The sequence below is a fragment of the Granulicatella sp. genome (assembly GCF_057274575.1).
Window position 1 is genome coordinate 98,432 of record NZ_DBHISP010000001.1, and the last position, 18,322, is coordinate 116,753.

The window sequence follows — 18,322 nt, forward strand, 5'->3', positions numbered from 1 at the left end:
GTGGTCTACCATATTCCCTAACATTAACAATAATTATTTTCTAACTTGTCCCATTACTTCTTCAGCGAAGTTATCAACACGTTTTTCTAAACCTTCACCAACTTCATAACGGTGGAATAATTTAACTTTTCCGCCTTTAGAAGCAACGAATTTAGAAACTGTTTGATCAGGATCTTTAACGAATGGTTGATCGTTTAAGCTGATTTCAGCTAAGAATTTGTTTAAACGTCCAGCGATCATTTTTTCTACGATGTTAGCTGGTTTACCTTCGTTTAATGCTTGTTCAGTAAGAACTTTCTTTTCATGTTCTAATTCTTCTTCTGAAACTTGTGAACGGTCAATATATTTAGGGTTGATTGCAGCGATGTGCATTGAAACATCTTTAGCTGCTGATTCATCTGTAGAACCTTCAACAACTGTTAACACACCAATACGTCCGCCCATGTGTAAGTAAGCACCGAAAGCATCTGCATCAGATTTTTCAACGATTTCAAAACGACGTAACGTAATTTTTTCACCGATAACTGTAGTAGCTTCAGCAATAACATCAGAAATTTTTCCGTTAGCCGTTTCGATTTCTAATGCTTCTTCTAATGTAGCAGGGTTTGCTTTTAAGATTGCTTCAGAAACTTCTTTAACTAATGCTTGGAATTTGTCGTTTTTAGCAACGAAGTCAGTTTCAGCATTTACTTCCAAGATAACTGCGCGGTTTCCTTCTACTAATACATTAGTAATCCCTTCAGCAGCGATACGGTCTGCTTTTTTAGCAGCTTTTGCCAATCCTGCTTCACGTAAGAAATCAACTGCTTTGTCGATATCTCCTTCAACTTGAACTAATGCTTTTTTAGCATCCATCATACCTACGCCAGTCATATCGCGTAATTGTTTTACTAATTGAGCTGTAACTTGAGCCATTCTCAATTCCTCCTATAAATTGCTTTAAAATTTTTATGAACTTTTTAAAAAAGCTGTTTGAATTGAAAAGTCTATTTCGCCTCTTTCTGATTCAAACAGCTTAACAGTTAGTGATTATTCAGCGTTGTCGCCTTCAACTAATTTTTCGATATCTTCTAATGAAGTATCTTTATCTAAGTCTTCAACGTCTACTGCTACGTCTTCACCTTGGTTACCTTCGATGAATGCATCAGCCATTTTAGCAACGATTAATTTAACCGCGCGGATAGCATCATCATTTGATGGAATAACAACATCAATTTCATCTGGATCACAGTTTGTGTCAACCATAGCAACGATTGGAATGTTTAATTTGTGAGCTTCTTGAACAGCAATGCGTTCTTTACGAGGGTCAACGATAAACATTACATCAGGAATGCGTGGCATATCTTTAATACCACCTAAGTATTTTTCAAGTTTGTCTAATTCTTTTAGTAGAATACCAACTTCTTTTTTAGGTAATACTTCGAAAGTGCCGTCTTCTTGCATTTCTTTGATTTTTTTCAAACGTTTGATACGTGTTTGGATTGTATCCCAGTTCGTTAAAGTACCACCTAACCAACGATGGTTAACGTAGTATTGACCTGAACGGATTGCTTCGTCTTTAACAGCATCTTGTGCTTGTTTTTTAGTACCAACGAATAATGCAATACCACCGTTTTCAGCAACTTCATGCATATAGTTGTATGCATCGTCCACTAATTTAACAGTTTTTTGTAGGTCGATGATATAGATACCATTTCTTTCTGTGAAGATGTATCTCTTCATCTTAGGGTTCCAGCGACGTGTTTGGTGACCGAAATGTACACCAGCTTCTAACAATTGTTTCATTGAAATAACTGCCATTTTTGTTTTCCTCCAATTTGGTTTTTATTTTCCTCCCCAATTTTCAGCGATAAGACCTCTTCTAAAAGAAGCACCAATCTTAACATCCAATTAGGTGTGAATTCATTTGGTTTTTACACCATCAATGATTGTACATGATAAACCGTTTGAATGCAAGAAAATTCTATTGTTTTTGTACATATAACATCACTCTTTTCCTTTAATAGTATCTTTTTCAAAATGTCCAATCCCATCTTCTACCACGAAAGTACTAATAATATCCTGTGTCTTTCCGTTTACCAATACACTTCCACTGAATTTATAAATCCCGTCTACAAAGCTTCCTTTAGTCATAGAGGTTAGTTTTTCTTTAAAATAATCTAATGGACTACTCTGACGATCATCTAATTTTGAATTTAAGTCTGAATAAAAAATTAACTCTGTAACCATATAAACAAGTTTAGAGTTCATTAATTCTACTGGGTCTATATTATAGAACCCTGCAGCATCCGTATCTCCATTCTCACGATTTAAAATCGCCTTAGATAAAAGAGCACTATTTAATTTCCCCTTATTAGTAGGCACTAACTCTGATAATTTTTTCTCAAAAAGGTTAACTCCTAAAGCTTCATGAACGGTTTCCTTAAATTTCATTACTAAGTTTTTTATTTTTCCATTCTCGCGATACAAATTTAATAAAAAATGAAAATGTCTGTAATTTATTTGATTGAAGAGAGTCTTCTCCTCTTCGGAAAGGTCATTTTGAAGGAAATCTAGCTTATCCTCTTTGTATTCATTTTCATAACGGTTTAAATCTTTTTCAACAGCTGTAAGGTTCTTTGTTAAGTTAGTCCCATCTGATAATTTTTCCTCATATGTGAGTTTTGTCAAAGTTTCTCCATTTGGCTCAATAACATGCTTTTTCTCTTCAATAGTAACTGATCCTTTTAGTCCAATCTCTTTAAATGATTGTTGTAGACTTCCCCGTGCATAAGATATCGAGGCAAATCTATTTTGAAGAAGAGTGACATTAGAGAAAAGAATTAAAAGAATCCCAAAAAATACACTTAGTTTTGCAATAGACTCATAATCTCTACTTATTTTTATTTTTTGTACTAGACCAATGATGAACATGACCGAATAAATAAGACAGATACCAGCCGTAATCTCAAAATGAGAAATATAGTTGACTAGAAATAACTCGCCGGTAAAAATACCCGATATCTGTAATAATAAACCAATCAACGCCAACCCTAGTTGAATCGAACTAAGAAATCGCATTTCCCTACTCTCGTTAAAATCAGAATGAATCTTCATTTGGTCACGTAGTAAAAAGTAATTACCGAAAAAGATAATAAGAAAATCTATAAGAAAGAAAGGTAACAACACAAATAGTGCGAGACCAGACGAATAGTAAACCATATGATACAAAATATTATAAATAAAGTACCCTAACAGTACTAAAGAAAGTTTGATAAAACTAATCTTTTCCTCTTTCATACGCAGACCTCCATAACTTCCTATAAGGATTATATCATACCGTAAAGAAAACCTTACAAAATCATTAATAGATTCAACTTGCAAAAACACGTGAATTATTTCATACTAATCTTACAGAAATTTAAAAGGAGAAAACTATGATTTATAAAATCACGATTTGGATTGTTCGTGGACTGTTAGTTCTATTAAACGGTTTTGCTGACTACAAAGGTAGAGAAAAATTACCAAAAAATACGGGTTACGTACTGGTAGCACCCCATCGATCTTGGTTAGATCCCGTTATGATGGCCATTGCAGTATATCCTCAACCACTTGTTTTAATGGCAAAACAGGAGTTATTTAAGCCCAAACCATTCGCTTGGTTTATAAAAAAACTTGGAGCATTCCCTGTAAACCGAGATAAGCCAGGACCAAGCGCGATTAAGTATCCTGTGCAGCAAATTAAAGAGAATCAAAAAGCCCTTGTTATCTTTCCAACTGGAACACGGTACTCAAATGAAATGAAAGGCGGCGCAGTAACCATTGCGCGTCTTGCTAAAGCACCGATTGTACCTATGGTCTATCAAGGTCCACTTAGTTTAAAAGACATTCTCAAACGTAAAAAAATGCATGTGAGAATTGGTGAACCAATTTATATCGCAGATCAAAAACTAACAAAAGAAGAAATCGCTAATTACGATCAAGTGCTTATCCAAAAATTTGACGAACTTGATAAAGAAATTGATCCAAATTATGTATATGAATTACCAGTAAAAAAAATAACGTGATACCGTATACGGTATCACGATAAAAACCATCGGAATACTCCGATGGTTTTTATCTTTATTTTTTAGCTCTTTTTTTAGCTTGTGCTTTCATTGAAGCAGCAATTTGACGAACTTTTTGTTCTGATGGTTTTTGACCCATTTGAGTCATCATGCTACGAATCATATCTTCATCAAATGGTGGGTTTTCTGCGAAGTAATTCATCATTGTACGACGTGCGATAAAGAAACCACCGATCGCACCTGCGATTGCAGCAAGAATCACGATTAAAATCCATGCTCCTGTTGACATTTGGCTTTCTCTCCCTTCAATATGTGTATCCTTAACTATTGTACTAAATTATGAAGAAAATGAAAAGCCTCGCGGTAAAGTTTCCATTAGTTAATTTCATAAATTAAAGATTCTTGGAAAATTATTGAACTAAACTTTTCGCTAACACATAGTTTCCTAATGTAGCTGATCCATTATTTTCAACGGCAGGCGTTACTATAAAATCCTTCACTGGTGGTGTTGGTACATATCCGTTTAGTAATTCCTCAAAAATGCGATGAACGCGTTCCACCATATGATTTTGAGCCATTACTCCACCACCAAATACGATTTTTTCAGGACGGAAAGTTAGTGTTGCTTGAATGGCTGCTTGAGCTATATAACTCGCTTGAATATCCCAAACATAACTAGCAATATCAATATGTTCTCCACGAACTCCAGTACGTGCTTCTAAACTTGGACCAGCAGCAAGACCTTCAAGACAACCTTTATGGAAAGGACAAACACCATCGAAGTTATTAGCAACATCGATTGGATGCTTACAAACATAAACATGTCCCATCTCAGGATGACTGGTGCCTCCAATAAATTCTCCTCGTTGAATTACACCCGCACCGATTCCAGTACCGATTGTGTAATAGACAAGCGTTTCAATATTTTCCCCACGATTGTTACGAGCATAGACTTCTCCATACGCAGAACTGTTTACATCAGTTGTAAAATAGATAGGCATATCAACTCTTTTCTTTAATGTTCCGACCACATCCACGTTTGCCCAATTTGGTTTTGGGGTTGTTGTGATATAGCCATATGTTTTCGATTTTGGATCTACATCAATTGGTCCAAATGATCCGATTCCAATCGCTGCTAGATTTTTGAACTTAGCAAAAAAATCTGCCGTTTTCTTTAATGTTTCTTGCGGAGTTGTCGTTGGAAATTGAAGTTCCTCAACTGTTTTAAATTCTTCATCAGCTACTGCACAAATAAACTTTGTACCCCCAGCTTCTAAGCTTCCATATAAATTTGTCATAAGCCTTTAGCTCCTCAGTTATTTTTTATTATTGTATCATATTTCACTCTAAAAAAAGAAGACGAGCCTAAAAATAAAAAGGTTCGCCTTCTTTTTTAATCATAAAACTATTCTTCAACTAAACGATGAATCCATTTTCCAGAGAAGACACGTTTTAATCCAATTACGGCTTTACATAGTCCTTCGGCTCCGGCACAGATAACGACCAGTTGTATTGGAAAATGCCAAATTGCCGCTGCAAGTAATGCTAACGGAACGCCAACTAACCACACACAAGCCATTTCAAGTTTCATACCGTATTGAGTATCGCCTCCACCACGTAAAATACCGACAAAAATAATAGAATTTAAGGTTTTAAATACAAATATAATCCCCATAATTTGAAGTAATTGCTTCCCAAGTTCAAATACTTCTGGGCTTAAATCAGCAAACATTAATAAAGTCCATTGAGGTGTTAAACTTTGAATAGCTCCAATGATTACTCCAATAACAAGAGAAATAATTAAAAAGCGTTTCGCTTCCTGTTGAGCTTGTTCCAGTTCATTTCGTCCCACTCGGTTTCCTAACATAATGCTACAGCTACTACCCACACCCCGTACTAAAATAAACGATAGATTTTGTACAGCAACGGCAACTTGAACAGCAGCGGTTGCTTGAGTTCCTACCATTGCGTAAGCCGCACTATAAAAGACTTGTCCTAATGCCCAAAAAGTTTCATTGACAATGACTGGGAATGTTGTTACCCAAAAACTCATCCAAAAACCTTTTGAAATTTTAGACCAATAACGTCCAATTGGTAAATGAATTGGTCCGCTATAAAAACTCACAACTGCAAAGAGAACACCCACTTCAACCATACGAGCAATTAAAGTCGCAACTGCAGCTCCAACGACTCCAAGTGCAGGTGCCCCAAACTTACCAAAGATAAAAACATAGTTAAAGAAAGCATTTGTGATAAAACTACAAATGGTGGCAACTAGAGGAACTTTAGGATTTCCTGTCGTACGAAGTGCATTTGTCATCGCAAAGCTCCAAGCTGTAAATACATAACTTAAAGCCGCTACTCGTAAGTAATCTCCTCCAGCTTGAACAACAAGCGGATCCTGAGTAAATAAACGTAAGATTTCTTGAGGAAATAGTATACCGAGAAGCATAAATACAACACTGACTGCAGTAGATAGCAGTAAACTCATTTGATTAACTGCTTGAACTTTCTTTGTATCTCGTACTCCCCAATATTGCGAAAATAGTACTGCAGATCCTGTATGAATCCCAAAGCAAATTAACGTGAATAGAAAAAACACTTGATTTGCAAGCCCAACACCTGCAATACTCGCATCACCTAGAGATGAAATCATTATTGTATCTAATGTATTTAAGAAAGACGTTAATAAGTTTTGAAGAGATACAGGGATTGCAATAGCAAGCATTTGCCGATAGAAATGTTGACGTTCTTTATCCATTCATAATCTCCTTTCAAATTCAAAGTAAAAAGGCGCACCTGACGCCTTTTTACAACTCATTATTTTTCTTCTTCGTTTAAGTTTAGAACCGACATGAAAGCTTCTTGTGGAACTTCAACAGACCCCACTTGCTTCATACGTTTCTTCCCTTCTTTTTGTTTCTCTAATAATTTACGTTTACGAGAAACGTCTCCTCCATAACATTTTGCAAGCACGTTTTTGCGGAGAGCTTTAATATTTGTACGTGAGAGAATCTTATTTCCAATAGCCGCTTGAATAGGAACTTCAAATTGCTGACGTGGAATTAAAGTTCTTAATTTTTCTGTGATGGCTTTACCACGTCCATAAGCAAAGTCTTTATGAACAATAATACTTAAAGCATCGACAACTTCACCATTTAACATGATATCCATTTTCACTAACTTACTTGGTCTATAACCGATTAAATCATAATCCAATGATGCATATCCTTTAGTACTTGATTTCAACGAATCAAAGAAATCAAAGATAATTTCAGAAAGTGGTATTTCGTATATCACATTCACACGGTATTCATCTAAGTAATCCATCGTTACAAAAACACCACGCTTACGTTGACAAATATCCATTACGCTTCCTACATATTCGTTTGGCACCATAATAGATGCTTTTACGTATGGCTCTTCAATCGATTGAACACTGGATTGATCTGGCATCTCAGCTGGGTTTGATACAACCACCTCTGTACCATCTGTTTTTTGTACATGATAAATAACAGACGGCGCTGTTGTAATTAAGTCTAAGTCAAATTCACGCTCTAGACGTTCTTGAATAACGTCCATATGGAGTAATCCTAAGAATCCACAACGGAACCCAAATCCAAGCGCTTGAGAAGTTTCTGCCTCAAACTGAAGCGCAGCATCATTTAATTGTAATTTTTCTAAAGCATCACGTAAGTCATTATATTTCGATGAATCGATTGGATATAAACCACAGTATACCATTGGATTCATTTTACGATATCCATCTAAAGGTTCACTAGCAGGATTATTCGCTAAAGTAACCGTATCCCCTACACGAGTATCTTGAATTGTTTTAATAGAAGCAGTGATGTAACCCACATCTCCAACCATTAGGTAATCACGGCTGATTGGTTTTGGTGAGAAGATTCCAACATCAACTACATCAAAAGTCTTTCCATTACTCATCAATTGAATTTTATCGCCAGGTTTTACAATCCCGTTTTGAATACGGACATTTAGTACAACCCCGCGATACGCATCATAGACAGAGTCGAAAATCAACGCTTGTAGGGGTGCTTCAATATCACCAGTAGGCGCAGGTACTTTTTCTACAATCTGTTCCAAAATTTCTGGAATACCAATCCCCACTTTAGCACTCGCTAAAACCGCGTCACTAGCATCAATACCAATAACATCTTCAATTTCTGTTCGTACGCGTTCAGGATCTGCCGCAGGAAGATCGATTTTATTAATAACAGGAATGATTTCTAAATCATTATCAATTGCTAAATATACATTTGCCAAAGTCTGTGCTTCAATTCCTTGAGCAGCATCTACTACAAGAATGGCACCTTCACAAGCTGCTAAACTACGTGAAACTTCGTAAGTGAAGTCCACATGCCCTGGCGTGTCAATTAAATGGAAGATATACTCTGTGCCATCTTTAGCATCATAAGTTAATTCCACAGCGTTTAATTTAATGGTAATGCCACGTTCTCTTTCAAGATCCATCGAGTCTAATAACTGATCTTGCATCTCACGGTCAGCAACGGTATCGGTCGCTTGTAAGATACGGTCGGCCAAAGTAGATTTTCCATGGTCAATATGCGCGATAATCGAAAAATTTCGAATACGCTTTTGTCTTTCTTTCATTTGTTCTAAATTCATGAATAACTCCTTAATCACTACTACAATAAAATTCAAATTATTCTATCAAACTACATTAATAATGGCAAGAACAATTCAGCTAAGTATAAGAAGATAAAGAATCCTAATACGTCCGTAGCTGTTGTTACAAAAATCGTCGATGAAATGGCCGGGTCTAAATTCAGTTTCTTTAAGAATAAAGGTACGAAGAAACCAAAGAACGCCCCTACCATTAAGTTCATCGCCATTGCTAAAATGACGATAATCGATAAGAAAAAGTTTTGATATGGGATGTAGAGTGCAATCGCTGCAAAAATCCCTGTAATAATCCCATTGACTAATCCAAGCCAGATTTCATTTAATACATACCTTTTGTCTTTTTCCCATGTTAGTTGACCAATTGCAACCTCTTGAATAACCAGTGCTAATGTTTGAGAAGCTGAGTTTCCACCCATCCCAGTAATAATTGGCATCGCAACTGCAAGAACAACGACTTGTTCAATCGTATCCTGGAATAATCCGACAACCGCACTCGCCATAAAGGCTGTAATTAAGTTAATTAATAGCCAAGGGGTCCGTTTTTGAATCGATTCTTTAAAAGGACCACCAATTCGTTCAGTTCCTTCAACCCCGCTGATTAATAACATATCCTCGTGGTGTTCTTCTTGCAAGACATGAACGATATCATCGATTGTGATAATCCCAAGCAACACATTTTGCTTATTGACTACTGGCACGACAGATAAGTCATACTTAGTAGAAATACGAGCAACTTCTTCTTGGTCTTCTTCTGGTAAAACGGAAATAATATTCGTATGCATCACATCGTGTAAACTCTCATCTAAATCATGCGTAAATAAATCACGAATATCAATCCATCCAATTAGTTTCCGTTGTAAACTCGTTACGAAAATAATGTTAATAATTTCTGAGTTTGGAGAAATCTCTCTTAGTTTAGAAAGAGTTTCTTCTACGGTTAAGTGTTCTTTTACCGTAATGTACTCCGTTGTCATAATCCCCCCGGCTGTATCCGGAGCGTAATTTAACATCGTTTGAATATCATCTTGAGAACTTTGCTTCATCATTTTGATATAACGTTTACGAATTCCCACTGGCAAATTTCCTAAAATATCCACGACATCATCGTTTGACATTTGCTGGAAAAGTAAAATTACACGTCTAAATGGTAATTTCTCAAGCATTCGTAATTGGAAATCAGGTTCAGCAACTTCTAAAATTGAAGCTAATCTAGTATTTGAGATAGAGAACATGAAATTCTTTAGAACGTCATCATCCACTTCTTCTAACGCCAAAGCAATATCAATCGGATAATTCTCATTAAAAAGCTCTCTTATTTTCTTAACATCTTTATTCGAAACAATAAGTGCAATATTATCTTTCATGACTCTTCTCCTTTCTTTTCCAATAGTACCAGTATAGCATAATTACCATTCTATCAACAATTCACAAGCAGAAAAAGTTACGCTATAATATAAGAAAATAACTTAGGAGGTCTCTTATGAAAACGAAAGAAGAATGGATTGAAGAATTAGCCTTAGAACCACATGTAGAAGGTGGTTATTTCAGACAAACGTATAAAGCTGTTGAAACAGTAAAACTACCTGATGGACGCATTCGTTCACTTTCTACCTCTATTCTGTTTTTATTAACGAATCAAAACCCATCCCACTTCCACTTACTTTCGTCCGATGAAATCTGGTACTATCACTACGGACATGCGTTAACCGTGCATATGATTCACCCTGATGGTTCTTACGAAGCAGTCGAAATTGGGCCAGGAGAAGGTCAAAAACTTCAATTCATCGTTCCTGCAGGAGTCGTCTTTGGATCTACCATTGAATCGGACAACGAAGAAAACTTTGCGATTGTGAGTTGTAGCGTTACACCAGGTTTTGAATACGAAGATTTTATACTCTATACTCAAGATGAATTATTAGAAAAGTATGCGGAACACGAAGAAATCATTCGTCGTCTTGCTGTCATTACAAAATAAGCAAAAAAAGAACTTAGCAACGAATATGCTAAGTTCTTTTTCCATTTATTCAAATGTATCTTTAAATGCGTTCTTCATTTTGTCGAAGAAGTTTTCTTCGCCATTATGAAGTTCTGTTCCTTCCTCATTAGCAAATACTTGTAAAGCTTGTCTTTGCTTATCTGTAAGCTTCTTAGGAGTGTCTACGATGACTTCAACATGTTGGTCACCATTTCCTGTACCACGAAGTTTTGGAGCTCCCTTACCACGTAAACGTAAAATGGTTCCTGATTGCGTTCCGGCAGGAACTTTTAATTTTACTTTACCGTGAACAGTTGGTACATCGACCTCATCTCCAAGAGCAGCTTGGGCAAAGTTCACATGAAGTTGATAGTAAATATCTGCTCCTTGACGTTTGAATGTCTTGCTTTGTGCGACTCTAAAGATGACATAAAGGTCACCATATGGCCCACCATTGAAACCAACTTCCCCTTGTCCTTGAAGGCGCATTTGGTTTCCATCTTCAACCCCAGCAGGGACTTTCACTTTGACTTTATGTGTTTCATCTACTTGACCATGACCGTGACAGGTTGGACATTTTTCTTTAATTTCTTGTCCTGTACCATGACACACATCACAAGTTGTTTGACTCATCATACGACCAAATGGTGTATTTCTTTCAACGTTGATTACACCTGAACCATGACATTTAGAACATGTTGTTGGACTTGTTCCAGGTTTTGCTCCACTACCATGACACGTTTGACATTCGTCACTACGATGGTAATGAATCGTTTCTTCTTTACCAAAGATAGCTTCTTCAAATGTTAAATCCATGACATACTGAAGGTCAGCCCCTTGACGTGGCATATTCGCTCGATCAGCACGACTACCTCCACCGCCGAAGAAACTACTAAAGATATCTTCGAATCCGCCAGTAAAGTTTCCATTACCGCCAAATCCTCCAAAACCATCAAATCCACCACCGAATCCTCCGCCGCTAAACCCAGAATTCGGATCGTAAGAAGCATGTCCGTATTGGTCATAGGCTGCACGTTTTTGAGCGTCACCTAATATTTCATAAGCTTCAGCAATTTCTTTGAACTTTTCATCTGCTCCAGCTTCTTTATTAATATCTGGATGGTATTTTTTAGATAGTTTACGATAAGCTTTCTTAATATCTGCTTCAGAGGCATCTTTTGATACGCCTAAAATTTCATATAAATCTCTTTTGGCCACTAATTGCCCCTCCTTTTCTTTCTTAGTTTACAAAGGATATGGGCGTAAGGCTACAAAGTAGTCTTACACCCTATCTTCTTAGCAAATATTAATCTACTTCTTCGAAGTCAGCGTCAACAACGCCATCATTATTTGAAGATGCTTGTTCTGTTGGTCCTTCTTGAGAAGCACCTGCTGCTTGTTGAGCTGCGGCTGCTTGTTCATAAAGTTTAACAGTTAAGTTTTGTACCACTTCATTTAAAGCATCACGTTTCACTTTCATAGCGTCTAAGTCATTTGCTTCAACAGCTGCTTTTAATTCATCACGAGCTGCTTCAGCTTTTTGAACGTCGCTAGCATCTACTTTACCATCTAATTCTTTCAATGTTTTATCAACAGTGAAGATTAATTGATCAACTTCGTTACGTAAATCTACTTCTTCTTTACGTTTTTTATCTGCTTCAGCATTTGCTTCTGCATCTTTTACCATACGTTCAATTTCTTCATCTGATAAACCTGAAGAAGATTTGATTGTAATTGCTTGTTCTTTACCAGTTCCTAAATCTTTAGCACGGACATTTACAATACCGTTTTTATCGATATCGAATGTTACCTCGATTTGTGGCACACCACGAGGTGCAGCAGGAATATCTGTTAATTGGAAGCGGCCTAAAGTCTTGTTGTCCGCAGCCATTGGACGTTCACCTTGTAATACGTGTACGTCTACTGCTGGTTGGTTATCCGCAGCTGTTGAGAATACTTGTGATTTACTTGTTGGGATTGTAGTGTTACGATCGATTAATTTAGTGAACACGCCACCCATTGTTTCAATACCAAGTGATAAAGGTGTTACGTCTAATAATACGATGTCTTTCACATCGCCAGAGATAACTCCACCCTGAATTGCAGCACCCATCGCTACTACTTCGTCTGGGTTTACTGATTTGTTAGGTTCTTTACCAGTTTCTTTACGTACAGCTTCTACAACTGCTGGAATACGAGTTGATCCACCAACTAATAACACTTGGTCGATATCAGAAGCTGATAAACCTGCGTCAGATAAAGCACGACGAACTGGTTCTTTTGTACGTTCTACTAAATCTTGAGTTAATTGATCAAATTTGGCACGAGTTAATGTCACTTCTAAGTGTAATGGTCCAGCTGCACCAGCAGAAATGAATGGTAAGCTGATTTGAGTTTGAGATACACCTGATAAGTCTTTCTTAGCTTTTTCAGCAGCATCTTTCAAACGTTGCATAGCCATTTTATCACTTGATAAATCAATACCATTATCACGTTGGAATTCTTCTACTAAGAAATCAATAATTTTTTGGTCGAAGTCATCCCCACCAAGATGGTTGTCACCAGCTGTAGATAATACGTCGAATACGCCATCTCCTAATTCAAGGATAGATACGTCGAATGTACCACCACCAAGGTCGAATACTAAGATTTTTTCTTCGTGGTCTACTTTATCTAAACCATATGCAAGAGCCGCTGCAGTTGGTTCGTTAACGATACGTTCAACTTCTAAACCAGCGATACGGCCAGCATCTTTTGTTGCTTGACGTTGTGCGTCGTTGAAGTATGCAGGTACAGTAATAACTGCTTTTTCAACTTTTTCTCCAAGATATTCTTCAGCATACCCTTTTAAGTATTGTAGAATCATTGCTGAAATTTCTTGTGGTGTATATGATTTACCTTCGATTTCTACTTTATATCCAGTTTCACCCATGTGACGTTTGATTGAAGCAATAGTATTTGGGTTAGTTACAGCTTGACGTTTTGCAACTTCACCTACTTGAATTTCTCCATTTTTGAACGCTACAACAGATGGTGTTGTACGATTTCCTTCTGGGTTTGCAATAATTTTTGCTTCGTTACCTTCTAAAACAGCTACTGCTGAGTTTGTTGTTCCTAAGTCAATACCAATAATTTTACTCATATTTAATTCACTCCTATTAATTAAATTTATTATTCTAAGAATCGACTTCTTATTGTGAAACGATGACCATCGCTGGTCGTAATACTCGATCTTTTAATTTATAACCTTTTTGATACACTTGCACCACGCGGTCTGCTTCTTGACCTTCTTCAACAGGAACAGTCTGAACAGCATGATGTAAGGTTGGATCAAACGGTTGGTTTAAAGCGTCGATTTCTTCGATTCCTTCTTCTTTTAGTGCATAAAGGAAACCTTCATACACCATCTCAACACCTTTTTTAAGGTTTTGAGCTTCTTCTGATTCACTTGGAGAAGCAATCGCTCTCTCAAGGTTATCAATCACGTTTAATAAGTTTTGTGCAAGACTTTGGCTGCGATATTTTGCAGCATCTTGTCTTTCTTTAGCGTTTCTTTTTTGAATGTTTGAGATTTCAGCAGAAAGTCGATACACTTGATCGTTTAACCTTTCTACTTCTTGTTGTAATTTCTCTTCATTCGAAAGTTCTGTTGTGGTTTCTTCAGTAACTTCTTCTTGAGGAGTTTCATCTGTCACTACATTTTCTTCATTTAATTCTTCTTTAATATTTTGTTCGTTTGTTTCCAAGATTTCATCTCCTTACTTTATAAGTTACGATAATAATCTTCTATCGTGGTTGCTAACTCTTCCCTGAGTCCTTTTACAATTGATAACACATTCGAATACGGCATATTCTTGGGTCCAAGTAATGCAATCAATCCTGTATCTTGGTTTGGTGTCTTGTAACTTGCTGTTACTAAACTAAAATCCCCAAGTAACGGATGATCCATTTCCGAGCCTAACCTTATTTGAATATCTTGATTCTCATTTATAACAAGTCGATGTAATTTCGTTTGATCATCCATCAATTGATAGATTCCTTTAAGATGATCAACGTTAGCATGATGATCAAAATAATTGAGCAAATACCTTCTACCAGCAACATGCATTCGATCGTTTTCAAATCGATTCATCATCTCTTGAATCACTTTGACAATCTGAATTTGAGAATTCATATAACGATTCATTAGAATTGGTAAATCCGTTTTTAATCGTTTAGCAACGATATCTAACGGAACTCCGATTAACTCATCATTGATGATACGAACTACTTTATCTAAATCACTATCATCAATCGTCCCTGGAATTGTATAGACTTTGTTTTCAACTAAACCATTGCTGATAACAACGATTGCCATCACTTGATTTGGGTTTAATCGAACAAGTCTAAAACCAGATAATGTTGCAGTTTTCACTTCAGGTCCAAAAGAAATTGCGGTGTAATTTGTTAACGTTGATAATATATCTGCCGATAAACGAAATACATCTTGAATCTCTAATGTGGACTGTTGGAAAACCTCTCGAATTTGATTTCGAATGCTTAAAGGAACTGGTTGCTTTTGTCCTGGCAAGATATTGTCAATATAGTAACGGTAACCTTTATTAGAAGGTACTCGTCCTGAAGAGGTATGGTTCTTTTCTAGGTACCCCATCTCTTCTAACTTCATCATTTCATTGCGAATTGTTGCTGAACTAAAAGGTAATTCTGCAACTTCCATCAACTTTTTAGACCCGACTGGTTCCAACGTTTCCGTATATAATTGTATGATTAATTGTAAGATTAGCAATTGTCTATTGGTTAACATCATAGTCACCTCTCTTTAGCACTTGACTAAGACGAGTGCTAACCACATTTATAATTTAACACATTGGTCAAATTAAGTCAACATGAAAATACTAGGACTTTAGACCGATTTTAATGAAATAAAATAAAAAGGTCAAAGTTGTTTAAAAGATGACAACTTTAACCTTTTTACTTTGAATGTAACATTATTAGAAAACACTATTATTTATAAATCGATTGATAAATAGGTATTAATTCATTCAAGGCTGTTTCCAAATCTTTTCTTATTTTAATTTCATCATTGGTAACCTTAATAGGAACTCTAATAATAACTTTACGAAGATTTCCGCATTCCACTTCATTTAGTAAAAACTTTCTATTTTCTTCATTGTAAGGATATTCGAATATATTCTTTTTAGAATCAGAAGCAACATAGACACAACGAAAATCCAAAGCTTCTCTTAGAACTTTATTTTGTTTTGTAAGCGAATCTTCATTCAACTTTCTCTCAATAATACTCAGTTCAACATATACGCCAATTTCTTTATTCTCTTCGTATAGGCGTATTGCAAACGTTGGATCTCCTTTTTCATGCCCTTCTTCGATAAAATATCTCCAAAAAGAAGGTCTAATGATTTGAGCCTGATTCATCCATTGGCTAATCGGTTCTGGTTTAAAATTTTGAAGAAGGTTAGAAAATAATTCTGTTAATTTCTCAAACTCTTTACGGGCTTCTTGTCCACACGATTTTATCTGTTCCATTTCCTTTTTGGAATCAGGAAATCGATTAGGATTTTTGTATTTTAAACTATTATAGTTATAGAATAACTTTATTTTTTTAATGTTAATCATCATCATTTTCCTTTTAAACAAAAAACAGGTGAAGAACTCACCTGTTTAGTCTTATTATTTTGTAGCACGACGTACGTATGTACCTTCTGCAGTGTTAACTTCTAAATACTCTCCTGCTTCAATGAAGTCTGGAACGTTAACTACTAAACCTGTTTCCATTGTAGCTGGTTTACCAGAACCTGTAACTGTAGCGCCTTTAATTGATGGTTGAGTTTCAGTAACTTGCAATACAACTGTTGATGGTAATGAAACCCCGATTACTTCTGAACCGTAGAATTGGATTTTTACTTCCATGTTTTCAAGAATGTATTTCAATTCTTGTTCGATTGTTTCTTCAGGAATTTCGTATTGTTCGTATGTTTCTAAGTCCATGAATACTCCAACGCCATCTTGGCTGTATAAGTATTGAACATCTTTTGTATCGATGTGTGCACGTTCAACTTTTTCATCAGGACGCATTGTTGTATCAACTGTTGAACCGTTACGAACGTCACGGATTTTCATACGCATTACTGTGTTCCCTTTACCTGGTTTGTGGTGGCTGATTTCCAACACTTTAATTAATTTTCCATCAAGAATGAATGTCATTCCAGCTTTTAAATCACTTACGTTAATCATTTTCTGACTCCTTTTGTTAAATTTTACTTTCTATTTATACCACATTTTCGTTGAAAATGCACTATATTCAGTAAAATTTGAATTTTATAAAATACCAACTCGTTTAAAGATTAAATCTACATTTTTAATATGGTAATGATAATCGAATGCATCATCTATCTCTTCTTTTGAAAGTGTCGACATAATTTCTGGTTGGTTTTCTAAAACAGAACGGAAAGCTAACTTTTCATCCCATGCTTTAGCAGTGCATGGCTGCACTAAATCATACGCTTTTTCGCGGCTCATTCCTTTGTCGATAAGTTTCAATAACACACGTTGACTGTAAATAAGTCCGAAAGTCGCATCCATATTGCGTAACATGTTTTCTGGGAACACCGTCAAGTTTTTAATAATATTACCGAAACGACGAAGCATATAGTTGAGTAGAATTGTGCTATCTGGAATAATAATACGTTCAGCTGAAGAATGTGAGATATCACGTTCGTGCCATAAGTTCACGTTCTCATACGCTGTAACAATATGTCCTCTAATGACACGAGCAAGTCCCGCCATATTTTCAGATCCGATTGGATTACGTTTATGTGGCATTGCTGAAGATCCTTTTTGCCCTTTTGCAAAGAACTCTTCTACTTCACGTGTTTCAGATTTTTGTAGTCCACGGATTTCTGTCGCGAATTTTTCAATACTTGTAGCAATTAATGCAATAGTAGAAATGTAATCCGCATGCAAGTCACGAGGCAAGACCTGTGTCGAGATTTCTTGAGGACGAATTCCTAGCTTTCCACACACATAGGCTTCTACTTCTGGAGAAATATTGGCAAAAGTACCAACCGCCCCACTAATTTTACCCGCTTCAACCCCTTTTGCAGCACGTTCGAAACGTTCGATATTGCGTTTCATTTCTGAATACCATAAGGCTAATTTCAAGCCGAAAGTTGTTGGTTCAGCGTGAACTCCATGCGTTCTTCCCATGCAAACTGTATCTTTATACGCTAGTGCTTTTTCTTTAATGATTTCTAAGAAGTCCGCTAAGTCCTTTCGTAAAATGTCGTTGCCTTGTTTTAATTGATACCCGTAAGCTGTATCCACTACGTCGGTACTTGTTAGGCCATAGTGAACCCATTTCTTTTCTTCTCCAAGACTTTCAGAGACACATCTTGTAAAAGCAACGACATCATGTCTTGTCTCTTCTTCGATTTCTAAAATACGTTCAACTGTGAATTTCGCATTTTTTCGAATCTTTTCTACGTCTTCTTTAGGGATTTCTCCTAATTCCGCCCAAGCTTCATCTGCTAAGATTTCAACTTCTAGCCAACAATTATAACGATTTTCATCAGACCAAATTTTTGCCATTTCTGGACGTGTATAACGTGTAATCATG

General features: G+C 36.3%; 17 protein-coding genes. 2 read left to right on the forward strand and 15 right to left on the reverse strand.

Translation table 11 applies throughout. The annotated features are described in order from the left end of the window. Positions 1 to 33: 33 nt before the first annotated feature. The 3 genes from tsf to ACO5V7_RS00470 all read right to left on the reverse strand — a co-directional run bounded on the left by tsf (position 34) and on the right by ACO5V7_RS00470 (position 3,279). Positions 34 to 915 (reverse strand): translation elongation factor Ts, encoded by an 882-nt coding sequence (tsf, locus tag ACO5V7_RS00460; protein WP_288294656.1) that lies wholly within the window; start codon positions 913 to 915, stop codon positions 34 to 36. 114 nt (positions 916 to 1,029) lie between these two features. After that, positions 1,030 to 1,800 (reverse strand): 30S ribosomal protein S2, encoded by a 771-nt coding sequence (rpsB, locus tag ACO5V7_RS00465; protein WP_039848780.1) that lies wholly within the window; start codon positions 1,798 to 1,800, stop codon positions 1,030 to 1,032. A 186-nt stretch (positions 1,801 to 1,986) separates the two neighbouring features. Next, positions 1,987 to 3,279 carry a hypothetical protein gene (locus tag ACO5V7_RS00470; RefSeq protein ID WP_485484638.1) on the reverse strand — a complete coding sequence of 431 codons (1,293 nt, stop codon included), beginning with the start codon at positions 3,277 to 3,279 and terminating at the stop codon, positions 1,987 to 1,989. Positions 3,280 to 3,416: 137 nt separating this feature from the next. Here ACO5V7_RS00470 and ACO5V7_RS00475 point away from each other — a divergent pair, with 137 nt between their 5' ends. Continuing rightward, on the forward strand, positions 3,417 to 4,046 hold the full coding sequence (locus ACO5V7_RS00475; protein ID WP_485484639.1) for a lysophospholipid acyltransferase family protein: 630 nt from the start codon (positions 3,417 to 3,419) through the stop codon (positions 4,044 to 4,046). A 55-nt stretch (positions 4,047 to 4,101) separates the two neighbouring features. On the opposite strand, the gene ACO5V7_RS00480 is transcribed toward ACO5V7_RS00475, so the two are convergent. The 5 genes from ACO5V7_RS00480 to mgtE all read right to left on the reverse strand — a co-directional run bounded on the left by ACO5V7_RS00480 (position 4,102) and on the right by mgtE (position 10,078). Continuing rightward, the gene (locus tag ACO5V7_RS00480; RefSeq protein ID WP_005605509.1) at positions 4,102 to 4,335 is read right to left on the reverse strand and encodes a YneF family protein; all 234 of its coding nucleotides are present in this window, start codon (positions 4,333 to 4,335) and stop codon (positions 4,102 to 4,104) included. A 121-nt stretch (positions 4,336 to 4,456) separates the two neighbouring features. After that, positions 4,457 to 5,344 carry a fructokinase ScrK gene (scrK, locus tag ACO5V7_RS00485; RefSeq protein WP_485484640.1) on the reverse strand — a complete coding sequence of 296 codons (888 nt, stop codon included), beginning with the start codon at positions 5,342 to 5,344 and terminating at the stop codon, positions 4,457 to 4,459. Positions 5,345 to 5,451: 107 nt separating this feature from the next. After that, entirely contained in the window at positions 5,452 to 6,807 is a 1,356-nt protein-coding gene (locus ACO5V7_RS00490; protein ID WP_485484641.1) for an MATE family efflux transporter, read from the reverse strand. 59 nt (positions 6,808 to 6,866) lie between these two features. Continuing rightward, positions 6,867 to 8,696 carry a translation elongation factor 4 gene (gene lepA / locus ACO5V7_RS00495; RefSeq protein WP_485484642.1) on the reverse strand — a complete coding sequence of 610 codons (1,830 nt, stop codon included), beginning with the start codon at positions 8,694 to 8,696 and terminating at the stop codon, positions 6,867 to 6,869. Positions 8,697 to 8,746: 50 nt separating this feature from the next. Beyond that, positions 8,747 to 10,078: a magnesium transporter gene (gene mgtE, locus ACO5V7_RS00500; protein ID WP_455041156.1), complete on the reverse strand. Its 1,332-nt coding sequence runs from the start codon at positions 10,076 to 10,078 to the stop codon at positions 8,747 to 8,749. Positions 10,079 to 10,194: 116 nt separating this feature from the next. On the opposite strand from mgtE, the gene ACO5V7_RS00505 reads away from it, so the two are divergent. Beyond that, on the forward strand, positions 10,195 to 10,689 hold the full coding sequence (locus ACO5V7_RS00505) for a cupin domain-containing protein (RefSeq protein ID WP_485484643.1): 495 nt from the start codon (positions 10,195 to 10,197) through the stop codon (positions 10,687 to 10,689). A gap of 45 nt (positions 10,690 to 10,734) precedes the next feature. On the opposite strand, the gene dnaJ is transcribed toward ACO5V7_RS00505, so the two are convergent. The 7 genes from dnaJ to purB form a co-directional block, all read right to left on the reverse strand. Continuing rightward, entirely contained in the window at positions 10,735 to 11,907 is a 1,173-nt protein-coding gene (gene dnaJ / locus ACO5V7_RS00510) for a molecular chaperone DnaJ (protein ID WP_455041158.1), read from the reverse strand. 88 nt (positions 11,908 to 11,995) lie between these two features. Beyond that, complete coding sequence (dnaK, locus tag ACO5V7_RS00515; protein ID WP_485484644.1) at positions 11,996 to 13,831, reverse strand: molecular chaperone DnaK; 1,836 nt, start codon at positions 13,829 to 13,831, stop codon at positions 11,996 to 11,998. A 49-nt stretch (positions 13,832 to 13,880) separates the two neighbouring features. Then, positions 13,881 to 14,435, reverse strand: coding sequence for a nucleotide exchange factor GrpE (gene grpE, locus ACO5V7_RS00520; protein WP_314046683.1), 555 nt, complete (start codon positions 14,433 to 14,435; stop codon positions 13,881 to 13,883). A 17-nt stretch (positions 14,436 to 14,452) separates the two neighbouring features. Further along, complete coding sequence (gene hrcA / locus ACO5V7_RS00525) at positions 14,453 to 15,496, reverse strand: heat-inducible transcriptional repressor HrcA (RefSeq protein WP_485484645.1); 1,044 nt, start codon at positions 15,494 to 15,496, stop codon at positions 14,453 to 14,455. Between the two features lie 197 nt (positions 15,497 to 15,693). After that, positions 15,694 to 16,323: a hypothetical protein gene (locus tag ACO5V7_RS00530; RefSeq protein ID WP_485484646.1), complete on the reverse strand. Its 630-nt coding sequence runs from the start codon at positions 16,321 to 16,323 to the stop codon at positions 15,694 to 15,696. A 54-nt stretch (positions 16,324 to 16,377) separates the two neighbouring features. After that, entirely contained in the window at positions 16,378 to 16,941 is a 564-nt protein-coding gene (gene efp / locus ACO5V7_RS00535) for an elongation factor P (RefSeq protein ID WP_005605540.1), read from the reverse strand. Positions 16,942 to 17,025: 84 nt separating this feature from the next. Then, the gene (gene purB, locus ACO5V7_RS00540) at positions 17,026 to 18,321 is read right to left on the reverse strand and encodes an adenylosuccinate lyase (RefSeq protein ID WP_485484647.1); all 1,296 of its coding nucleotides are present in this window, start codon (positions 18,319 to 18,321) and stop codon (positions 17,026 to 17,028) included. Position 18,322: the final 1 nt, after the last annotated feature.